This is a genomic window from Pseudoalteromonas sp. MB41, from assembly GCF_020966275.1.
Taxonomy (GTDB): domain Bacteria; phylum Pseudomonadota; class Gammaproteobacteria; order Enterobacterales; family Alteromonadaceae; genus Pseudoalteromonas; species Pseudoalteromonas lipolytica.
Window position 1 is genome coordinate 1 of record NZ_JAJJZF010000001.1, and the last position, 22,699, is coordinate 22,699.

Genomic DNA, 22,699 nt, shown 5'->3' on the forward strand with positions numbered 1-22,699 from the left:
TTAATGAAAATGGCATTACTCCATCGATGACCGATGGCTATGATTGCTATCAAAATGCATTGGCGGAGCGCATTAATGGCATATTGAAGCAAGAATTCTTACTCTATAAATGCCAAAACCTGAAAGAGCTACGTGAACTCGTCGAAGAATCAATAGTAATATACAATGAAATGAGGCCGCATTTGAGTTTAGGCATGGAAACCCCAAACCAAGTGCATAAAAAAGACCAGGAGCAAAAGCTACTGGCCTTCAATTAAAACCGTCAACGTATTTTAGGACGAGACAAGATATATACACTATATTTCGATTATTTGGGTTCCGAAGCCACTGGCGTATCCACCCACTAACACCTGACTCACACCTTGTTTGTCTGATCTAACGCATGCTGAGATATGTGAGGCACATCCCATAAGTCGTCCTTGTTCAAATTTGAAATGATTAATGTGTTCAGAATAAAGATGCCTAGTTAAGTAACAAGCAAGCGCACCACTCGCGCTCCCTGTTGCTGATTCTTCTGGAATACCCACTAAAGGTGCAAAGTTTCGACAACTTGCAGTCAGCTTTTCATGCGCATCGTAAAGCTCAAATGCATGCACACCAATCACTTCATGTTGTTTACAAAAATCACTGAGAGCAGCGTTATTAACTTCAATTTTATCGAGATAGCCCCGTGGTACAGGAACGATAATATCGGGTAAACCTGTTGTGATTACGTCTATCGGTAAAGCCGTTGATGCTAAAACCGCTTCATCAACCCCCAATAATCCAGCGACCTCATGATACGCAAAGCTGCCGAGGTATTTAGGTAAGGTTTGCTCCATCGTAACTTGACCGTCATTGGCAATCGTTATTCCGAGTAGACCCGCTTTGGTTCTCTGCGTGTAATTACCCGCAGCTATCACACATTGGTTGAATAGAGTCGAAAATACAGCAAGCGTAGCATGACCACAAAAATCGACCTCTTCTGTTGTGGTAAAAAATGACACCGAAAAATCGACCTCTTCATCGTCTGATACAAAGGCCGTTTCTGAAAAGCCCACGGCTTTCGCAATAGTCAGTTTTTCCGCATCAGAAAGTTTATCCGCATTGAATACAACACCGGCAGGGTTACCTCCGCTTCCATCTGCAGTAAACGAGTTAACTAAAAATGCTTCTACTTTCATTCACACAACTCTCTTTTTAGATTTAACGAATCAAAGCTACAGATAGTGTCAATATAGATAGTATTGTTATAGTCAGTACCAATATAGATATCACCGATATAAAGAGTACTGATATAGAGAGTACCGATATAGACGTTGAATATCCGTAGTTGTAATTTATAGCTTTGCGCCTTATTCTCAAACAGCACTATCAAATCTTGCGCAGTGCAACTTGTCTCACCTTATCTGTTGACGAGATGGTACTTTGGATATGTGCTGCAATCATAATGACTTTATTTAAATTTGCCTACAAACTAGCCCATTGTTGTTTCAGTCCTACTAGATGAACAACACCTAAAGATAAACAAATAATTGAACTCCAAATCCAAAACTCGGGAGTTCGACCTTGGGGTGACTTTACAAACAAAAAACCGACGATGCCCCGGGCAATATAAATGAACGTAATTAATATAAGCGCTAAACGCGTTAATGGGAGTTTGAAAATAATCCCAGCAGCAGAAAACGCATACATTGACCACATTGAGAGCACGAGTGTAATGCCACTGGTTATAAGGGTTGGTTTTATACTACCTTGCTCAGATAGTAGCGCCATTTGTTCCCCCGCACCAAAAAAGCGATACCACGGTGCGCCAAAATAAATACATCCAAGATGCAAAATTGCTACGATTCCACTTAATACACCTGCAATAATAAGAAATATATTCATGCTTTTAAAATCCCTTGTAAACAACTCAATAGTCATAATAGAAAAACAATAGCATTAAAAAGCGAATAAAAATTTTAAATATTTTCGTGCTTATTTAACTTCTATTCACCTAAATATTGCACAAGCCCTGCAAGTAAAAATGCCAACCACAGTAATGAGACTATTGCAGAAAATAACAAAGATGGTTTAACAGGCTTCCGTCTACATAAAGTCTTAATAGTGCTTAGAACACTTATAATGCCTATAAACGGAAAGCACAAAACTGTTAGTACTACCCTCAAGCTTGGCTCTGCAAAAAATAAAGAGAAAAAACTAGAACCTTTATCTTCGAACTGTTCAAGTTTTAATGTTATATAGTAAATATAAATGGGCAAACTAAAAATAATAAATATTAGAGCAAGAGAAAAATAAAGTTGATACATAGGCTAGACATCCTTTTCTAACTAAAACTAAATAATGGAATAATCAATTTGAGAAAAAACAGGGATAAAACCTTCTCATATTATCCACGGAATACTTTTGAAATGGATTAATTTTTACCTTAATATCACCTTCATCGAATAATCCTGTAGAATTAGCGACATGATAGATTTGTTCAATAATACATTCTTCATGATGGGATTTCAGGATACTTTCAGAGCAGTCCATTATAAAGTGTGGCATTAGTTCTCCTAACTAACATTTTCATTTTAACAACTTGCTAAAAAATGGGTTAAATGTGCTCAAAATAAAGAGCAGTATTAAAAGAAATTTACACCTCAAAACCTTTTCTTAGAATACGTCGTAATCATCTCAGTAGATTAGCGGTTATTTTGTCTCTGTTACAGATAAATATTAATAATTAGGCAATTATATTTTTCAGCATCAGAAAGCTTATCCGCATTTAATACAACGCCTGCAAGGTTCGCGACTGTGCCACCTGCAAATTTGCTACAAATGCAGTTACCATCATTACACGCTTCTTTTATATAAATTAAATACTAAGGCCATTGCACTTGCTCTATAACGTAACGATATGACGCCCATGCTTTATAGATCGATATTAATATTGGCTGTTTTTTATAAACTACGTGAAATATAAATACGGGTAATTGCCAAATAACAACTATGCTAATCTGTATCACTAAAGCGATAAACACAAACTCTGTATTACCTAAGAAAAACAACAGCAACAGACTGCTATTTAATAGCAAAAACACCCACACACTGCGCAGTGCTGCCTTTTTCAGGGTTTGTAATTGCTGCTGATTCAAATCTGACACCATCAGACTTGTTTGTTACACCCAAACATCATTCGCTGCGGTCAGTTCACCACCAGCTTCACCGGTATTTACCACGCCTTTCGGCTCAACAAGCATAATTTTACATTCAGTCTTCGCGTGGGGTTTATGTTCAACCCCTTTAGGGATTACAAACATTTCACCCGACTCTAAATTTACAATGCCATCTCTAAATTCGATTTCTAGCTCGCCTTCAATAACAATAAACACTTCATCAGTATCAGGGTGATCGTGCCAAACAAATTCACCTTCAACTTTAGCGAGTTTAAATTGATAGTCGTTCATTTCTGCAATTACTCGCGGTGACCAATGTTCAGTAAATTTAGAAAACTTCTCTTTAAAATTAATTGCTTTGTAAGTCATAAAATCCCTATTCGTAAATTTAATTTGAGGGTCGAATAAATCAAAAGACTCATCTCATTTATCTCTGTTATCTTCACTTTCAGTGACAATTAAACTCTGGATATACGCTTTATGTCGTCTTGAGGTTTTGCATATAACGCCCCATAAAAAAGAGGCTATACTATAAATCTTCTTAATGGCTCTAATTGATGCAGATAGCGAGTGAATGTGTCCTTAGGTCTCTCTAAATTATTTGCCGCAAGTACCCTAGATGCCATACCTCTGTGATTACTGCCATGAGTTAACAAATGGATTAGAATCTCTGCCACTGACATCTGCCCTGTATCACCATCAACAAATTTAAATGAAACAACCCGCTCTAGTTCTTCTTGCTGTACTGTTTTAGAATACTGAACTAACCATGAGTCATTTTCATCTACCCTCTCGCGCAACTCTAAAAATGTTGGTGTTTCAACGGTATTATCATCACTGTATTTTTCAGGTTCTCTCAAAATTCGGCTAATAAACAGGCTATCGACGACAGTTGTGTGATTTAAGATTCTGACGAAAAAGGTTGCATCACTTTCTGGAAGCCCTGAAAACTGCTGTTCTCCTAAATCAAGCAATTGAGTATTTGCCCACTTTTTGTAGTGAAACGCCTTAGAAAAGTCCCTATTCATCCTTACGTATACGCCAGCTTTTTACCAATCTTGACCGATAATACCCTAAAAGATTAATACCTAATAATAAACTGTCTTACTGCAAGCCTTAATTATTAAACAATAAAAAGCCCAGCAGTAACTGGGCCAAAAGTCTGTCAATTTTGTCGAGGTTTACCCAACTGTCTAATGCCTTAACGCATGACTTTATTTAACCTTCTTCTTGCTCCATAAAGCGTTGCAGTTGGTCTTTTAGGTTAGGTGGAATACCTTTAATCACAAGTGTGTCTGTTGCTTCATTATATGTAACGCGCTCGCCTAGGTGTTTGCGCTCAAAGCTCACACTTACGCCACCACCCATACCAGAGAACTTAACCATGCTCGTTACCGTCTTTTTATCAACAGGGAACGAGTCTTCCAAATCATAGTTTTGTTCTTGGCAAAAGCTGTCAAATGGGCTGTCATCACTTTTAGATAATGTCGCCGATAATTCTTTAACGTTGGCATCTTCACCTGTGGTCACACAGTCATTACAGTAATCGAAAACTTGTTTACGAAGCTCATCTTTTTCTGATTTATCAAACTGTTGCTCTGATAAGTAGTCTTCAACGGCGTTAAGCATTACTTGGCTTTGTTGTTTAGGGTCAATGCCCTCTTCACAACCTAAAAAGTCTAAAAAGAAATCCGCAACCTTACGACCCGCACGCCCTTTAATAAAAGAAATATAGCGATTATCTTCCGCTTGCGTGTCCCAGGCTGTCAAATCGACACGCGCAGCTAATTGCATGCGTGAGATATCTAAGTGACGCGATGACGCTAAATCAAGTTCCGAAGTAATTGAATAATGTTCTTTAATATTGATCAGCGCAATTAACACATAATCACTTGCAACATATTGATAATGGCAAAAAACTAAATAACCAGTTTCGTTAAACGCATACTTATTTAGCTCTTCTTTTAATACATTTGTGGCCTGCTCAGTCATGTGCCAAAAGCCCAGCTCATTGTTTCGATAGCTCTGCATTGCAGAAGCTACAACACTGTTTTTCTCGCCACTGAATGCACAATACCCTTTACCCGGTTTACCATTGTAAGCATGGTGAAGCTGTTCTATGAATACAGCGACTTTGTCGTTAACAACCATTTCATCATTGCGTAAATGAATTTCAGTATCGCCGTCTTTTTTGTCTACATAATGAACGACTAATTTTTTAACATCTATTGTCATCTTTGTTTTTCACGCCTCTGGTGTTAAAATACGGGAATATAACTCTTTTTATCGAACCAACTGATGCCTATCATATCAAAATATTCTAATGAGCAAGTAGAACAAATCGTTGATCAGCTGATTGATGTACTTACAGAGCATAAAGCGCCTGTAGATTTAAGCCTTATGTGTTTAGGAAATTCTATCACGCATATTTTAAAAGAGCATGTACCTTCAGAGAAAAGACAAGCGGTTGCCGACAACTTTGCCAAAGCATTAGCGCAGTCGGTTAAATAAGATTTATGAATTTATCGCAACAAAGTCAATTTTCATCAAAAGTAAGTCAGCTTCTTAGTTGGGGCCATTGGTTCACCTTCGCAAATATAGGTTTACTGCTGTTTATCAGCTTAAGTTATTTATTTGCCGACAGTGCCCCCACTACTTTTGTGGGTTACCTGTACATGTTTGTAACTTGGTTAAGCCACACAAGCTTTATTACGTTTATTGCCTTTGTTCTGACGATATTTCCGCTGAGTTTGGTGTTTCCTTACCCTCGACATATTCGGGGGATGGCCGCTGTAATTGCAACCTTTGGTGCATCACTGCTGACACTTGATGCCTACGTTTATTTCAACCTAGGCTATCATTTGAATTCATCAGCTTTACCTGAGATTGTGTCGTTATTGTGGCATCGTCTTACAGACTCCCCAGCACTCACGACTATTTTTGCGGGCGGTATCGTACTACTCATTTTAGCTTTCCAGTTATTAGTCAGTAATTACACTTGGCATCATCTGGCACGCTTAAAACAGTATAAATTCGCACGTTATGCTACGAGCACAATCTTAGTGTGTTTTGCTCTTAGTCACAGTATTCATATTTGGGCAGATGCTAATTTAAAATTTGATATTACTAAGCAAGATAATGTACTGCCATTATCGTACCCAACAACTGCAAAAAGCCTGCTGGCTAAAAACGATTTACTTGACCTTGACAGCTATAAAGAAGCTCATGATGTTAGGCTAGATCCGCACAATATTGATTATTTAGCACCGACGCCTCCAGCACAATGTGTTGATGAAACTACAGCAAAAATCGATATTTTAGTATTTTCAAACAACGACGCCCTTGAAAGCTTTGTAAATACTCAACCAAATTTACGTAAAACTGATTTATTCTTACAACCTATTGAAGTTGAAGATACGTTATTTAGCCTGGTTTATGGCTTACCGGCTTTTTACAAATCACCTATATTTGAAAAACAGCAGTCGCCTGTTTGGTTAAGCGAATCTCGCTCACTACAGGTAGAGGGCTTCGAACAATTTGAATTTATCAATTCAACCAATGAAGACTCATCAATAAGACTTGTCAGCGCAGATGAAACAACCACAGTGCGTAATAATGCACACGCTGTTTTCGCATTTAGCCTTGCTCAGCATAGCAACGGCATTGTGATTACGTCTCGCCTGTACAGCTCAGATAAAAAAGTTGTGCAAACAGACGGGCTTATTCAACCAAGTGACATAATAGCCACCAGTGTTGGGCATTATTTAAATTGCCAAACGCTCGCGAAACAAAGCATGCTAGGCAGTAATTTATATAAACGCCATGATGATACCGGCGTAAACTACTCTCAAAATGTGTTTATTGCATTTAAGAAAGATAGAATTACTTTAATTGACTCGGATGGTAATTTTAAAAACATCTCTGCAGCTCAGGGCTTTGCAATAGAGCAGCGACTTGATGTACCCTTTTTAGTGCAAAGCATTAAAAAACTAAAACGCTATACACCTTAGCCCTTTTGATTATTTGCTATACGAGCTGGCTTTATTATATTTAATAACACGTATTAAAGTAAGGACACGGATGTCATGAAAGCCACAATCACCGCGTTATTTTCCTCTCTTTTCATTACCTTTTCTCCCGCACTTACAGCGGCGGAATACTATAAATGTGTAACTGACAAAGGCACCGTATTTAGCCAATTTCCTTGTGGGAATCGCGCAACTAAACACCGCATTACAGTAACTGATCCTGATATACAAGCACCTGATAATTATGTTAAACAACTTAATGAACTGGAAAGAGAACAAATAATAAAGCGATTAGAAGCCGAAATTCGTAGTCAAAAACATCGTTTAGACATTTTAAGTCGCGAACGTGACAGAGCGCAGTACCAACAAGAGCAACGGCTTAACCGCATTTTGTCTGATTCACAAAGCAAGCAAATCAGCAAAGACATACAAAAGCAGCTAAACAGTATCAATAAGCAATACCAACGAGACGTAAAAAAGGCTAATAAAAAGCTGGCTGACTTAGAAAAAAAATTAGCACGCTATAATTAATTAACTTTACTATTGGGTTTCACTAATAAATAACATATTCTTAACACGGATAGAGTTAATGCTCTAAACACGACATTTCAGCCGTTTCGAAGGAGTTTGTATGCAGCCACAACATATTGCGGAGTTAATTTTATCTGGCTTTCGTAATCACTATAAACTCTTCCAAGCAATAACAGCCAAAGCCCCTATCGCATTTGCCAACCGAGATTGGCAAAAGATTAATGAAATTAGTAAGCTCAGAATTAGCCATTATGATGATCGGGTTAACGAAACCATTACCAAGCTAAAATCGCTGAATGAACAACAAATTATTGAGCTCAATCAGACTTGCTGGCTCGAAACCAAACAAATATACCAACAATTTTTAAGCTTTCACCCACAAGCCGAGCTGGCTGAAACTTTCTATAACTCCGTTTTTTGTCGCTTATTTCACCGCCGCTATTTTAATAACGACTTTATATTTGTAAAAGCCACTCTCGCAGATGCTCCCGCCCTCCCAATGGAAGCTGAATATCGCAGTTATTTTCCTGTCGTAGATGGGCTAAGACCCACAATACGTAAAATTATTAATCAATTTGACTTTAAAGCCCCTTTTGTGGACCTTGAGCGTGATATTCGATTGTTGGTTAAGGCGTTTTATAAGCAAGCTCCCGATACACACCACCAAGCGTGGCACATGCGCTTTGATATCCTTCAAGCCCCTTTTTACCGAAATAAAGCCGCTTACATTGTTGGCCGAGTGGTGTCTGAAAGTGGCGTACAACCTTTTATCATTGCTGTTTTACACCATGAGGATAAAGGCTTATACCTTGATGCGTTGCTGACGAAATCATCGCAAATGCGGGTTATCTTTGGTTTTGCCCGCGCCTATTTTATGGTTGAAACGCATGCTCCTTCTGCATTAGTTCGTTTTTTAAATCAATTAATGCCCAACAAAACATTGGCAGAGCTTTACAATGCAATTGGCTTTCATAAGCAAGGTAAAACCGAGTTTTATCGTGAGTTCTTACAGCATTTAAATAACTCAAACGATCAATTAGTTATTGCCCCTGGCACACCGGGTATGGTGATGATGGTATTTACTCTGCCATCCTTTGGCTATGTGTTTAAAGTGATTAAAGACACCTTTGGCGAAAGCAAACCGTTTGGGCGCGATACCGTGCTTAAACGCTATCAATTAGTTAAAAGTCATGATCGTGTCGGACGCATGGCCGATACTATAGAGTATTCTAACGTCGTATTTCCTCTGAGTCGTTTTGATAGTAAATTGTTAGCAGAGCTGCATAAAACAATCGCCTCTTCAATGATTATTGAAGGTGACTGGCTGATCATAAAACACTTATATATTGAGCGGCGCATGACACCATTAAATATCTACCTTGAAAATGCCAGTGAACAACAAGCATTTGAAGCCATTGAAGAATATGGTCAAGCATTAAAAGAAATGATAGCCGTGAATATATTTCCAGGCGACATGCTATTGAAAAACTTTGGGGTAAGTAAGCATAACCGCGTTATTTTTTATGACTACGATGAAGTGCAATATTTAACTGATATGAACTTTCGTGCCTTACCAAAAGCCAAGTCATACGATGACTACTTAACGAATGAGCAAAGTTATTCAGTGGCACCGCAAGACGTATTTCCTGAGCAATTGTGCACCTTTGTTACGGCTAACCCTGTGTACAAACACTATTTATTAAGTACACACCCAGAGCTTGAAGACCCCGCTTATTGGCGACAAGCTCAATATAATATTAAGCAAGGCGTGGTAAGCCACATTTACCCTTACCCTGCTGCACAACGATTTATCCATTATTGGTAAACACCAAGGACACAGAATGAATATAAGTAAAATAGATTTAAACTTACTTGTTTACCTAGATACATTACTCAGAGAGTGCAATGTAACCAAAGCGGCTAATCAGTTAAGCATTACACAACCCGCAATGAGTAACGGTTTAAAGCGCCTGAGAAATTTATTTAATGATCCGATTTTGGTACGCACCAGTGAAGGAATGGTGCCGACAGAGCGTGCTAAAGAGCTACAACCTGTCATACGCGGTATTTTAATGACGTTAGAAGAAACACTCGCTCCTAACCGTGAATTTGAAGCATCTCAAAGTAAACGTGTATTTCGTATTATGGCCAGTGACTATGCGGCCAGTACCCTTGCGCCCAAACTACTTAGTAAGTTACACGAAGAAGCGCCTGACACCACGCTTGATATCCTGACCCCCAGTGACGTTACGTTTCATGACGTTGAAAACGGCAAGGTCGACATGGCAATTAACCGCTTTGAAAACTTACCCCAATCGTTTCACTACAAACAAATTTGGAAAGACAGTTTTTGCTGCTTAGTAAAAGCCGACAACCCTATCATTAAAGACTTCAGTCTCGATAGTTACTTAAAAGCGCGCCATATTTGGGTAAGTAAAACAGGTTTTGGTGTTGGCGTAGGGATGGATCCAAAAGATGTCCAAAAGTTAGGTTGGGTAGACGAAGCGCTTGCTCATTTTGGTAAGCACCGGAATATTGCAACCTTTACTCGAAACTATCATGTCGCCATTCACCTGGCTAAAGAGCAGAATTTAGTGGCCACACTGCCATCAAAAGCGGCGAATATTTATTTAGATGATCCGGGATTAAAAATTCTTGAGCCACCTTTCCCTATTCCGCCTTTTGAACTCGACATGATTTGGAGCCCTCTTTTACACCGTGATGCCAGCCATATTTGGCTTAGACAAAAAGTAGCTGAAGTGGCCAATGAGCTTAAGTAATATTTTACCTATTAACCTGTAATTATTGCTGGTACGCCTTTTTATATGGGCGTACCAAACTCTCTTTATCTCAAAATAAAAATGTAACACTCTGATTATTAATGATAATACTTTTATATTAGGGATTGGAACATGCTTTGCTTCATGTAGAGAGCATTGTTTTAATTCAGTCTATATTATTAGAGAGGTCATTATGCAAACACATCAAGGACATGACGTTCATCATATTGCAGATATCATTCAAGTTATGAATAGTGGTATCGATTTTTATGAAAAAGCACAGGAAAAAGTTTCAGACCCCAGTATCGTCGCGTTATTTCAGCGCATGATCGATGCCCGTAAAGTAAGTATTGAACGTTTACAGCCATACGCCATCAACCAAACAGGTCACCGTGAAAATGGCTCAGACTTTGCGGTAGAAGCTCGTAAAGCTTACACATCTTTAATCACTAAACTCGGTGCAGACAAAGATGCAACCTACGTCAGTGAGCTTGAAGAAGTCGAAGACAAAACACTCGCAGAAATAAAAAGTGCGCTCAAAAAACCTCAACCCCACGACTGTGAAGCAGCGTTATCAAAAACCCTGCTAACTATTCAAAGCTGTCATGCCGAAATGAGTAAAATGAAAAAGCATTAACTGCTAATCATATGAAGCCCAGCATAACTGGGCTTCATATTGAAAATTTAAAGAACGTTATTGCCCAGTAATACGTTTTGAAAATGAAATAGCATAAGCAGTTGAGCGCAGCTTTAACACTTCATCTTCACTTGGCATAAAGCCTTGTGAAAGCAGATTTGGGTCGTAATTAGTAAAATCACACCCTGATTCACCCGTGGATTCTATCGTGAGCTTTCCTAAATTAACTGTTTTGCGATCAGCAGGCCATTGCACTGAAGGATCCGTTAATGCATCACCCGGCTCGGCTAATTCAGCTTGAAAACGGTAATGAACTTTCCCTTTCGCTAAATCCTCTTCAAGTCGCTTAGCAAGAAATGATTTAGGTAATGCTTTCATTTGTTCTTCAGTTAGTACTTGTTCTTGCGCTTCTGGCACCATGGTCCATCTAAAAGCTTGCTTAGTGCCCTTTTCATCAACCATGTAAAAGGTATGCACACCAAAATAACGTGAAGACACATACGATGCTGGCGGGTTATGGCTTTGTAACCAATTAAATTGCCCTAACGTACTCGGGTTTTGCTCTCTGTATGCTTTCACTTTTGCAAAATCGATTTCACCTGTTTTTTCGTCAGGTACTAAGGTACTTAGCAAACCAAAAAATGCTTCAGGGCTGTTACCTGCAAATACGGGCGTAGTTAGCCCTGCAATATTGTGCACATCCCCATTTTCTAGCACAAACTGCACCCCTATTCCTCGCGGAGAACGTGATGTTTCATCAGCATTAGGGTTACCTCCACCCATAGAAAAACGAATATTTGCTCTTGATGGTGCGTTAAATAAAGGGCTGATTGAATACTGTTTTGCTGCTTGATTAGGTGTAAATGTGCCCACAGCGCATACACCTTTGGCGTGACCTTTTCTAATTCCGGGCTGCTTACCTGACAGCTTCTCAAATAAATTTATGAAATCTTGCCCGTTAACTGATTGCTCAGCAAAACTTGCTGTCGGTAAAACAAGGCACATAGCACAAACTAAAGACTTAATTTTTAGCATTTATCCATCCTTTAAACTTAGTTCCAACAAAAATGACCTGACAAACCTCGAAATGATTTCATCAAAGTTAATAAATATTTTTACCAACAAAAACGCTACAAACTTTTAATAAACTTAGAATATTTATTTAACTACAGTATTTTTAAAAGCTGCTAACTTTAAATTTAGGATCCGAAAAATGGCTGTGGCGCCCAGCATTTTAAAAATAATCCGTGTTCTTAACACGACTATGGCTAGTCCACTTAATCGTAAATTTTGTGGCTTGGTCAAAAACAACAAGGACCTAATTATGGTGAAACAACCTAAAAAAACCACTGCAAACGCTGATGTAGATATGACCCCGATGCTCGATATTGTATTTATATTGCTGATATTTTTTATCGTTACAACCTCATTTGTTAAAGAGCGCGCTATAGAAGTCAATCGCCCTTTAGCAAAACCAACTCTTGAAAACCCAAAAAAACAAGCGCAATTTACTATTACTGAAAACGACAGTATTTACTTTGCAAACCGACTTATAACACCAGAGCAAATTATAGCTAACCTCGCGTTATTTGCCGCACAGTTTGAAATGACACAGGTGCAAGTAACTGCAAGTGAGCAAAGCAGCCACAAAACCTTAGTCACCTTGCTTGATAAAATAAAACAATATCAAGATGTTCCAATCTCTATAAGCACGTCTCTATAACTAAAAAAGGGCCTAACGGCCCTTTGAAGGTTAAATAATAAAGGAATCGATAGGATTTTTAGAACTTATATTCTGCGCCTACGTAGTAGTACGCACCGTTAAAGCCAAAGGGTGCTGAGCGACGTGAATAAGTGAACACACCCGGGCTTGAAACAATAGTGTTTCCATTTGCATCAACAATGGTACCCGAACGCGAATTACCAATGGTATTCTTATCGGGGTAAACATCAAATAAGTTGTTTGCACCAATATTAAACGACAGATTTTCGTTAAAGAAGTAGTTAACTTTTACGTCAGTTAAGATTTCAGCACCATACGTTTGGCGACCTCCATCTTCTACCGTGTACTCACCGTAACGATTAAGTGATAAATTGACCGTCCAGTCTTCTAGTCGGTAAAGTGCACTTAAGTTAATGCGGTCTTCGGGTTGCCACTCTTCAATAATCGATGTTTCTTGCGCAGAAAACACATCTTCAACCGGAATCGTTTCAAGCCCACTGCCTGCAGGGGTGAATAAATCAACGACATCCGTTTTTGTAAAGTTAGCAGCAAAAGTAAAATCAAGTGTTCCACCAAGGCCCTCGGTATTCCACGTTGCGACTAAATCAACCCCTTCGGTTTCTGTATCAGCGCCATTTAAGAAGAACTGTCCAGCTCCCGCGCCAGCGCTTTCTAACGCTGCATCTAATGTGTCGGATAATCCTTTCCCTAAACGATTACTGATCACAATACGGTCATCGATATCAATCGCATAGTAGTCAATAGTCAGGTTGATGTTATCTGTGACGTTGTAAACAATCCCTAAACTACGATTTTGCGATTTCTCTTCTTTAAGTTTAGGAATACCAATAGATTGCGCCAACGTACTGTCATTTCTGAAGGTGCCCACTTGCTCTGCAATTAAGTCACCATTTGGTCCAACAACAAACTGTGTGCTTACGTTATTAAAGTACAGCTGCTGCATTGAAGGCGCTCTGAATCCTGTGCTCACAGCCCCACGTAACGAAACATCTTCAGTGATTGACCAGTTACCCGCCAGTTTAAAGTTAACGGTATCGCCAAAACCTTTATAGTTATCGTAACGAAGTGCACCTGAGATAATCACATCATCAATTACATACGTTTCAGCGTCTAAATAAAATGAAATTACATCGCGTGACTCATCCACTGACGAGGCCGGATCGGAACCACCAAACCCTTGAGCACCACTTGCAGCATCAACACTTCCTATGCCGTCATTAAGGCCTGCATAAATACTTACCCCATCAACTGTATCGTAATCACGATACGCATACTCACTTCCCTCTAGGATGCGAAATTCATCGGTACGAAGCTCAGCACCCAACGCCAGCGAAAAGTGCTCGTAATCTTTGGTGTAGTCAAGATTGAGTGTTTGTAGTGATAACTCAAGACCATAGGCATACGCCGAGCGCGGGATCGTAGTTCGAATTTCGTCAGCCGTTAAGCCTTGCTCATAACGAAGGTAATTAGCATACGAGCCATTAATCGTATCGCTTGTGGTGTAATCGATGCTGTTTTCGCCATAGGTGTATGACAAATCAATACTCGCGTCATTATCAAATGATTTTTTGAAACCAACATTGTAGGACACGTCATCGATTACTGTGTTAATTTTTGGTAGAAACCCCATAGGAATGGTTGCATCGCCATCTTGTAAAACAGGGTTACCACTTTCATTGGCATTATGTCGGAAGAATGCGGCTGATTCATTTTCACGGTTCGAATAAGTAATAAAACCATAAAGCTCACCACCAGCAAGTTCATAGCCTGTATTAACTGTGAGGGCAAATTGCTGTGAATCTGCATCACCAATTCTAAAAGTATCGCGCGGGGCTGTTAGCTCACGAGGATCGCCCGCGAGTAATGTGCCATCTTCAAGCTCAGTACAGCCATAAAATTGACATGAACCATGTAAGCCTGCACGGTTTGTTGGCGCACGATCTCGATAATTAATCGTCGTATTTAAATACCCTTCGTCGCCTAACGCAAACCCTTTATTAAAATCGATATTAACTGTTTCGCCATCGCCCTCTGAGTACTCACCATAATTAATCGCCGCTTTACCGCCTTCTTCTGCGTCTTTTAATACGATGTTGATAACGCCCGCAATCGCATCTGAACCATATTGTGCTGCGGCACCATCACGCAAGACTTCAATACGTTTGATGGATGCAGCAGGAATCGCATTCATGTCTGTACCGGCCGTACCACGACCAACAGAGGTATTGATATGAATAATACTTGCCTGGTGACGGCGCTTACCATTAATCAGAACTAACGTTTGATCGGGCCCTAAACCGCGCAATGTTGCTGGTCTTAACGCATCTGTACCATCGCTGATAGACGAGCTGGAAAAGTTAAATGAAGGCGCAATGGCTTGCAACATACGGCCAACCTCAGTTTGACCTGTATTTTCCAGTGCTTCTGCGCTTAAAATATCTACCGGTACAGGTAAATCTTCAACTGAACGCCCTGCGACACGGCTACCCACGACAGCTATTTTCTCAATATTTTCCTGTGCAGCTTGATCAGCAGCTACCGCCTGTGTATTCGAAGCAAACAGTAACGGCACGACTGCAGCGCTGATCCCTGAAAGGTTTTTCATGTTGTTATCTTTCCTATTGATTTGTTTGAGTTTTATACTCAGTAAACCATTTTGATCAACAACCGCATCGAGCTCAGTGCCTTTTAGCATGGCATCTAACGCATCTAATTTGGTGTAAAAACCAAACACAGATTGCGCTTGATATTGCTTTGCTAAATCGAACGAAAATATGACTGTTTGGTCGGTTTGCTTTGCAAATTCAATCAAAGCCAAATCAGCTCGTTGCGCTTTAATATCAAATTGCAGCATTTGTTTTTCAGCAGCGATGACTGTTTGACTTACATTCAGTCCATAAACAAAACAGGCCGCTGGTAACAAATACACATGTTTACTGCGCAACTTAACCAAACAGTTGAGAAAGAAAAATCCACTACATAAATTTAATTTTTTTGTGTTTAATTTTTTATGACAAGCAGCGTCTGCACCATTAACTGCATGAAATAAGTGTGCTCTCATAAGCAATATTAACTTTTAGTCGCTAAGGTCAAAGTAACACGATGTTCACCTAATCGTTGATGTTCAACAGCTAAGTTAGCAGCCAAAGAATCAAGTAAGCCTTTAATGTCGCCAGCTTTAAATACTCCCGCCACTTTCAATGTTGAGAGTTCAGGGTCAAGGAGTTCAAAGCGTGTTGCGGTGTATCGACTCACTTCCTGTAATGCGTCGCTGAGGGGCTCACCATTAAAAATAAGCATGCCATGTTGCCACGCTAAATCACGTTGCACATCATCTGCTGATAATTGTTTTATTGGCTCTGTTTTACTGTGTTTAATCAATGCTTTTTCACCTGAAACAACAACATTCGCTTTAAGTTTTTTAATATCGTTGCTGGTGTCTGTTGCATCTTTAAGACGATTAAAATCAGTGGCGTCAACCTGAGTACTGGGGTCGGCAATCATCACTTTGCCTTCTGTTACAACGAGTTCTAGATCTGATGCCGTGTTCCGCTGCACGTTAAACACAGTGCCTAATGCCGTAAACGATTTATCACCCGCTATCACAGTGAATGGACGACTCGCATCTTTTGCAACATTAAATCGTCCTTCACCTCGATTCAAAATGAGTTGGCGACGATTACCTGTGTATGCAACTTCAAGATTTGTGTTGGTATTTAACTGAACAATAGTACTGTCTGGCAGGACAAAGGTGGCTTGTTCGCCGACTTTTGTTCGGTAAATTTTTGTAAATTTAGCATGATCGTTTTCAGCTGAATGCCAATAGCTTGAATAGATTAACATGATGCAACCAAGTAGCATCACCACTAAAAAGCTCGCAGCGGTAGCCATCCCAAATGAAGTACTTTGTTTTGTAGGCGCTTTATGTGGAAACAAGCTGCTTAATTCATTTAGCACACTCATTTCATCCCATAATTGTGCTAACTCAAACAATGCATCCTGATGCGCTCTGCTTTGACTTGCCCAAACTTGTAATTGTTTAACTTCCTCATCTGATAAGCCACGGTCAATCGCGCTTATCCAACGGCTTGCCTGCGCTTGAATCATGTCGTGTGAGGTAAATGGGTGAACATTACTCATTTATTCACCTCTTTGGCTGTAAATGTGTTTGTTTCAGGGTAATTGTTTTGTTGAATATCGTGGGCTTTCATCGCACGGTGCGCATGTAACAATCCTTTAGCGATATGTTTTTCAACAGTGCTCGTACTTAGGTTCATTTCTTTGGCAATTTCCTTTTGGCTCAAACCATATACTTTTTTAAGGATAAAACACTTTTTAACTTGTGGGCTCAATTCATTTGTTACACGACAAAAGAACAAAAATCGCTCTTTAGAGGTGACTTCATCTTCCAACGCCATTGTGCGCATATGACGTTCAACTTGCTGCTGTTCATCCAATGAATCTTTGTATTTATTATCCCATTTAGCTATATGATTAAGTGCTAAGTGCTTCGCTGTTTTAAGCATATAACTGTGCGTAAATTCAATATTTTGCTTGAGATCAGCCTCATAACTTTTAATAAAGGTTTCTTGCACTATGTCTTCGACATCATCTGGGCTCACAATGCGAGATACAAAGCGCCTTAGTTTATTAGATATTTCAGCAAACGTTGATGTTACCCCAATGTGTTTCGTCATCCCTAACTCACCTTTATTATTTTTATTACTTTAGGGTACGAGTTTTCATTATAAATACAAGCGTATTTGTTAAATTTTTGTTCCTCACGTAAACAAAGATTTCATAAACTCATACAAAGTCTGTTTTTACGAGTTGCTAAACTACAAAACAACTTAATATAGCCTCCTGTGAGCCACTGTGCCGACAGGCAAAAAACCAGACTATCAAGTCAATACAATTATACCAACCTGTCATAATACTGAATCATTCTGAGGGAGAGACCTGTCGCTACCTGCGCTAAACATGTCTGATTTACGCCTGCATGGATGCAGGTGGTAGAGCAATGCAGGAGCAATTGCCGAGAACACCTAAATAACGACTCTTTTGCCTCCTTAGCAACGACGTTTATCGCCTCAAAATAGCTCACTTCGTTAAGCAAATTGGTATGGATGAACTGGCTAAATTATTTAATCACTAACCCGCAATTAGAGTACACTGTATGTGCGCTATCTCTTTGTGAAGATAGCATTTAATTCTCTGATTATCTCACCTGTAAAAAGTAAACTAAAGGGTGTACCTTTCGCTAATTTGGGTATAAACTAAACGCGCTTAATTTCTGCATAGTATCGCCTTTCGATAGTGTATAGGCTATTTTCTATGCTTACCTACTTAACAATTGGACTGTGGAGTAAACATGCGCCTGCCTTTCGCGTCTGCCAAATTATCATTATCTGCGTTGTTTTTTGTAACTGCACCTTTACTATTACAAGGTTGCTCAGAAGCACCTCAGCAGCAACAGGGTCAAATGCACCCTGCCGCGGTAGCAACTATGACAATGACACCGCAAGATGCCCCCTTTACTATCGAATTACCTGCTACGTTGTCTGGTTCAAAAGAAGTCGAAGTTCGTGCTCGCGTTGCGGGAATTCTTGAATCACGTAATTTTGAAGAAGGTCAACGTGTTGAACAAGGTCACTCTTTATTTACTATCGACCTTGAACCTTATCAATTAGCGGTTGACCGTGCTCAAGCTGCACTTGATGGAGCCAATGCAGCGTTAGTACAAGCTAACAGAGATGTAAAACGTTTAGCTAAATTACGCGCAGAAAAATCTGTGTCGCAACGCGATTACGATAATGCGAGTTCAGCTTACGACATTGCAAAAACAGATCTCGAGGCGGCGAAAGTTGCCCTAAAACAAGCGCAGTTGAACCTTGAATATGCACAAGTTAAAGCCCCGGTTGCCGGTGTAATGGGTCGTGAATTTGTCTCAGAAGGGACCTTTGTATCGGGGCCCGATTTATTGCTTACACAAATGACACAGTTTGATCCAATCCGTATCCGCTTTGGTTTATCTGAGCGAGAGCAGTTACAAATGCGTCAAGATGTTCAAAATGGCTCTCTGACCTTACCTGAGCAAGGCCATTGGCAAACAAAAATTAAACTTCAAGACGGCTCTGTGTACGGTAAAACAGGTGAAGTTAACTTCTCAGATGTGCGTATTAACCCAAATACAGGCACCAGTGAATTTCAAGCGATTATTCCAAACCCTGATTTTCAATTACGTCCTGGTCAATTCGTCCGTATTGAGTTAAGTGGTGCTGTGCGTAAAAATGCGATCATTGTGCCACAGCGTGCTGTACTGGATAACGGCACAGGTAAGTTTGTGTACGTTGTCAGTAAAAATGAGCAAGGCATGGATGTTGCCCTGCCGGCTCCCGTAACGGTAGGAGAATGGGTTAAACAACCAAATAACGAGCAATATCAGAACTTTTGGCTGATTAAAAGTGGCCTTAAAGAAGGCGATAACGTGATAGTTGATGGAATGGCGCGTATTTTCTTCCCTGGTATGCCAGTGAATGTTGGCCAATCGGCTGCAAATTCAAACCACGCAGAATAAACACAGGGAGTCTTATGTTTTCTCGTTATTTTATAGACAGACCTATTTTTGCGTTTGTTATATCTATTGTCATCGTATTGGCAGGTCTTGCTGCCATGCGCAGTTTACCCATTGCCCAATACCCTGAAATTGCGCCCCCAGTCGTTCAAGTAACAGCTGCATACCCAGGTGCGTCTGCAGACGTACTTGAGCAAACAGTTGCTGCCCCAATTGAAAATGCGATCACCGGTGTTGAAGGCATGATGTATATGTCATCAACCTCGACGAGTGCAGGTTCAACCACTATTGAAGTCACATTTGAAATTGGCACAGACGTAGACCAAGCCGCAGTAAATGTGAACAACCGTGTTAAACAAGTTGAAGCGCGTTTACCAGAAGAAACACGCCGTCAAGGTGTGGTTGTTCAAAAAGGCTCATCCAGCTTTTTACAAGTGCATGCCTTTTATTCACCGGATGGTTCTCGCTCAAGTTTATGGACATCAAACTATGTCACCATGAACGTGCTAGACCGTGTAAAACGTATTCCAGGCACTACGAGTGTGCAGATTTTTGGTGCCAAAGACTACGCTATGCGCATTTGGTTGCGTCCTGATGTTATGAGTCAATTAGGCGTGACTGTCGAAGAGGTGGCCGGAGCGATTCGCGTTCAAAACTCCCAATATGCCGCAGGTAAAATTGGCGCTACCCCCACTGCATCCTCACCACAAGAGCTTGTTTATAGTGTAACGGCACAAGGCAGACTCTCTGAGCCTGAACAGTTTGAAAACATTATTATCCGTTCAAACCCAGATGGCAGTAGCTTACGCTTGAAGGATGTCGCGCGTGTTGAGCTCGGGTCCAAAGATTATAACTTTAAAGGCACAATCAACGGTAAAGAAGCGGTCCTGTTGGGTATTTTCTTACAACCCGGCGCGAATGCACTTGATGTCGCAGACGAAGTAAATACTGTAATCGAAGAGATGAAAAGCCAGTTTCCAACCGGTCTCTCACATTTAACTTCTTACGACACGACACGTTTTGTTGAAGTCTCAATTCGTGAAGTTGTTAAAACACTGCTCGAAGCCATGGTATTGGTATTTTTAGTAGTGTATTTATTTTTGCAAAACTGGCGCGCAACATTAATCCCCACCCTTGCTGTGCCTGTGTCTCTGCTTGGAACATTTGCCGGCATGTACATGCTTGGCTATTCGATTAACTCATTGACGTTATTTGGTATGGTGCTCTCGATAGGTATCGTGGTTGATGATGCCATTGTGGTACTCGAAAACGTTGAGCGTATTATGCACGAAGAACACTTAAGTGCACGCGAAGCGGCAATTAAAGCAATGCGTGAGGTCAGTGGCCCTGTTGTTGCAATCGTTTTAGTGCTGTGTTCTGTGTTTGTGCCTATTGCATTTTTAGGCGGCTTAACTGGTGAATTGTTCCGTCAATTTGCGATCACCATCTCTATTGCGGTGAGCTTATCGGGCGTAGTTGCACTAACCATGACACCTGCATTATGCGTCCTAATCTTAAAACAAGAGCATAAACAAACCGCGCGGTTTTTCTTATGGTTTAATGCAACCTTCACAAAAATTACGAGCCGTTATGTTGGTGCCGTCGGATTTATGGTTCGTCGTGGATTACTCGGCTTAATACTCATGACAGCAATGATTGCTGCCACAATTGGACTGTGGCAGAACACACCCGGTTCATTAGTACCAGACGAAGATCAGGGCTATTACATTTCGGCTATTTTCTTACCCGATGGTTCATCGCTTGAGCGTACAGAGCACGTTACTCAACAAGTTGTTAAAGCGGTGCAATCAAACCCTGCCAACGAAAACGTCGTGGCATTTACGGGGTTTGACTTTATCGGTGGCGGGTATAAAAACAGCGCTGCAACCTTGTTTGTCACTCAAAAACATTGGGATGAACGCGAGGTCGACACGAAAGCGCTTGTTCAAGAATTGTTTATGAAAACAGCCGGGATAAAAGAAGCACTGGTACTTGCCTTTAATCCCCCCGCTATTTTTGGTCTGGGAAATACAGGTGGTTTTGAGTTTTATATTCAAAACAAAGGTGACAGTGACCCTGATAAACTGCAACAAGCAATGCAGTTAATGACAGCAGAAGCACAAAAGAGCCCTATCATTAGTGGCCTTCAAACTCTGTGGCGCCCAGATGCCCCGCAACTGCGTGTTGATGTTGACCGCGAGCAAGCTCGTGCAATGGGGGTTGAAATAGACGATGCCTTTACCGCACTGGCTGGTAACCTAGGCACCTATTATGTAAACGACTTCAATAAGTTTGGCCGTGCATGGCAAGTGCTTATGTCTGCGGATGCTGAATTTAGAATGAAACCTGATGACATCAAACGTATCTATGTTAAAAACAACCTAGGCAATATGGTGCCCTTGTCAGCGTTTACAACAATTGAATACAGCCGAGGCCCTGAGAACTTAAACCGCTACAATAACTTACCAGCCGTAAAACTAATGGGTAATGCAGCACCAGGTTATAGCTCAGGCCAAGCAATTGCCGAAGTAGAACGGATCGCAAACGCAGTGCTCCCCCCTAACATGACCTACGAATGGACAGGGTCTGCGTACCAAGAAAAACGCAGTTCAGGGACAACGGGTATTGCACTAGGGCTTGCTGTGATCATGGTGTTTTTAATTCTGGCAGCATTGTATGAACGTTGGTCATTACCGCTCTCAGTGATGCTAGCATTACCCTTTGGTACGTTTGGTGCATTGATTGCTGTTTGGCTGGTAGGCATGACTAACGACGTTTACTTCCAAATTGGCTTAGTCACCCTACTCGGTCTAGCGAGTAAAAATGCCATATTAATCGTTGAGTATGCGCTAATGAAACATCAACAAGGGTGGAGCGCAAGTACTGCTGCATTGGAAGCAGCTCGCTTACGTTTTAGACCCATTATTATGACCTCATTAGCCTTTATATTGGGTGTTGTACCATTGGTGTTAAGCTCAGGTGCCGGTGCTGGAGCCCGTCACAGCGTTGGTACAGGCGTAATGGGCGGCATGATGGCGGCTACCTTCCTCGCAGTGTTCTTTGTACCGCTGTTCTTTTATTGGCTGACTGAGCGTAAGTTAACTGAAAAACGTTCAAGGCAAGAGCTTGCTGATGAAATTGCTGCGCACCATAAGCAAGAGCATGTCGATACGCAAGAAGGCAACTTATAAAAAACGAAGGGCAAACAATAAGTTTGCCCTTTTTTTATAAGTCATTTGTCAGTATTTCATTACTGGTAATT

At 40.5% G+C, this 22,699-nt stretch carries 20 protein-coding genes; 10 read left to right on the forward strand and 10 right to left on the reverse strand.

What is annotated here, in order from left to right:
- A partial coding sequence (locus tag LPA49_RS00005) for an integrase core domain-containing protein (RefSeq protein ID WP_230235243.1) occupies positions 1-257 on the forward strand: 257 nt, incomplete at its 5' end.
- 39 nt (positions 258-296) lie between these two features.
- Here the strand turns inward: LPA49_RS00005 and LPA49_RS00010 are convergent.
- The 6 genes from LPA49_RS00010 to yejK form a co-directional block, all read right to left on the reverse strand.
- A complete protein-coding gene (locus LPA49_RS00010) occupies positions 297-1,163 on the reverse strand; it encodes a PhzF family phenazine biosynthesis protein (RefSeq protein ID WP_180310891.1) in 867 nt (288 codons plus the stop codon).
- A 286-nt stretch (positions 1,164-1,449) separates the two neighbouring features.
- A complete protein-coding gene (locus LPA49_RS00015) occupies positions 1,450-1,869 on the reverse strand; it encodes a hypothetical protein (RefSeq protein ID WP_180310892.1) in 420 nt (139 codons plus the stop codon).
- A gap of 980 nt (positions 1,870-2,849) precedes the next feature.
- Complete coding sequence (locus tag LPA49_RS00020) at positions 2,850-3,122, reverse strand: hypothetical protein (protein WP_180310893.1); 273 nt, start codon at positions 3,120-3,122, stop codon at positions 2,850-2,852.
- 24 nt (positions 3,123-3,146) lie between these two features.
- On the reverse strand, positions 3,147-3,512 hold the full coding sequence (locus LPA49_RS00025; RefSeq protein WP_074989399.1) for a cupin domain-containing protein: 366 nt from the start codon (positions 3,510-3,512) through the stop codon (positions 3,147-3,149).
- A 155-nt stretch (positions 3,513-3,667) separates the two neighbouring features.
- Positions 3,668-4,171 carry a DinB family protein gene (locus LPA49_RS00030; protein ID WP_180310894.1) on the reverse strand — a complete coding sequence of 168 codons (504 nt, stop codon included), beginning with the start codon at positions 4,169-4,171 and terminating at the stop codon, positions 3,668-3,670.
- 190 nt (positions 4,172-4,361) lie between these two features.
- The gene (gene yejK / locus LPA49_RS00035) at positions 4,362-5,378 is read right to left on the reverse strand and encodes a nucleoid-associated protein YejK (RefSeq protein ID WP_180310895.1); all 1,017 of its coding nucleotides are present in this window, start codon (positions 5,376-5,378) and stop codon (positions 4,362-4,364) included.
- 63 nt (positions 5,379-5,441) lie between these two features.
- Here yejK and LPA49_RS00040 point away from each other — a divergent pair, with 63 nt between their 5' ends.
- From LPA49_RS00040 to LPA49_RS00065, 6 genes are all read left to right on the forward strand, one after another.
- On the forward strand, positions 5,442-5,654 hold the full coding sequence (locus LPA49_RS00040; protein ID WP_036967930.1) for a DUF1414 domain-containing protein: 213 nt from the start codon (positions 5,442-5,444) through the stop codon (positions 5,652-5,654).
- Between the two features lie 5 nt (positions 5,655-5,659).
- Complete coding sequence (locus LPA49_RS00045; protein WP_036967927.1) at positions 5,660-7,153, forward strand: DUF3413 domain-containing protein; 1,494 nt, start codon at positions 5,660-5,662, stop codon at positions 7,151-7,153.
- 75 nt (positions 7,154-7,228) lie between these two features.
- The gene (locus tag LPA49_RS00050) at positions 7,229-7,702 is read left to right on the forward strand and encodes a DUF4124 domain-containing protein (protein ID WP_036967925.1); all 474 of its coding nucleotides are present in this window, start codon (positions 7,229-7,231) and stop codon (positions 7,700-7,702) included.
- A 100-nt stretch (positions 7,703-7,802) separates the two neighbouring features.
- Positions 7,803-9,527, forward strand: coding sequence for a bifunctional isocitrate dehydrogenase kinase/phosphatase (aceK, locus tag LPA49_RS00055; RefSeq protein ID WP_036967922.1), 1,725 nt, complete (start codon positions 7,803-7,805; stop codon positions 9,525-9,527).
- A 16-nt stretch (positions 9,528-9,543) separates the two neighbouring features.
- Positions 9,544-10,482 (forward strand): LysR family transcriptional regulator, encoded by a 939-nt coding sequence (locus tag LPA49_RS00060; RefSeq protein ID WP_036967919.1) that lies wholly within the window; start codon positions 9,544-9,546, stop codon positions 10,480-10,482.
- 193 nt (positions 10,483-10,675) lie between these two features.
- Positions 10,676-11,119, forward strand: coding sequence for a PA2169 family four-helix-bundle protein (locus tag LPA49_RS00065; protein WP_036967916.1), 444 nt, complete (start codon positions 10,676-10,678; stop codon positions 11,117-11,119).
- A gap of 57 nt (positions 11,120-11,176) precedes the next feature.
- Here LPA49_RS00065 and LPA49_RS00070 read toward each other — a convergent pair whose 3' ends face one another.
- Positions 11,177-12,154 carry a catalase family peroxidase gene (locus tag LPA49_RS00070; protein WP_230235244.1) on the reverse strand — a complete coding sequence of 326 codons (978 nt, stop codon included), beginning with the start codon at positions 12,152-12,154 and terminating at the stop codon, positions 11,177-11,179.
- 289 nt (positions 12,155-12,443) lie between these two features.
- On the opposite strand from LPA49_RS00070, the gene LPA49_RS00075 reads away from it, so the two are divergent.
- Complete coding sequence (locus LPA49_RS00075; RefSeq protein WP_036969180.1) at positions 12,444-12,842, forward strand: biopolymer transporter ExbD; 399 nt, start codon at positions 12,444-12,446, stop codon at positions 12,840-12,842.
- Positions 12,843-12,900: 58 nt separating this feature from the next.
- Here LPA49_RS00075 and LPA49_RS00080 read toward each other — a convergent pair whose 3' ends face one another.
- The 3 genes from LPA49_RS00080 to LPA49_RS00090 all read right to left on the reverse strand — a co-directional run bounded on the left by LPA49_RS00080 (position 12,901) and on the right by LPA49_RS00090 (position 17,560).
- On the reverse strand, positions 12,901-15,717 hold the full coding sequence (locus LPA49_RS00080) for a TonB-dependent siderophore receptor (RefSeq protein ID WP_230235575.1): 2,817 nt from the start codon (positions 15,715-15,717) through the stop codon (positions 12,901-12,903).
- A gap of 215 nt (positions 15,718-15,932) precedes the next feature.
- Positions 15,933-17,003, reverse strand: a complete 1,071-nt coding sequence (locus LPA49_RS00085; protein WP_036967913.1) for a FecR family protein — start codon at positions 17,001-17,003, stop codon at positions 15,933-15,935.
- Entirely contained in the window at positions 17,000-17,560 is a 561-nt protein-coding gene (locus tag LPA49_RS00090) for an RNA polymerase sigma factor (protein WP_074989402.1), read from the reverse strand. Before LPA49_RS00090 ends, LPA49_RS00085 begins: the two co-directional genes overlap by 4 nt.
- A 674-nt stretch (positions 17,561-18,234) precedes the next feature.
- Between LPA49_RS00090 and LPA49_RS00095 the strand changes: the two genes are divergently transcribed.
- Positions 18,235-19,440 carry an efflux RND transporter periplasmic adaptor subunit gene (locus LPA49_RS00095; RefSeq protein ID WP_065978498.1) on the forward strand — a complete coding sequence of 402 codons (1,206 nt, stop codon included), beginning with the start codon at positions 18,235-18,237 and terminating at the stop codon, positions 19,438-19,440.
- 14 nt (positions 19,441-19,454) lie between these two features.
- Entirely contained in the window at positions 19,455-22,628 is a 3,174-nt protein-coding gene (locus LPA49_RS00100; RefSeq protein WP_036967904.1) for an efflux RND transporter permease subunit, read from the forward strand.
- Positions 22,629-22,699 lie beyond the last annotated feature (71 nt).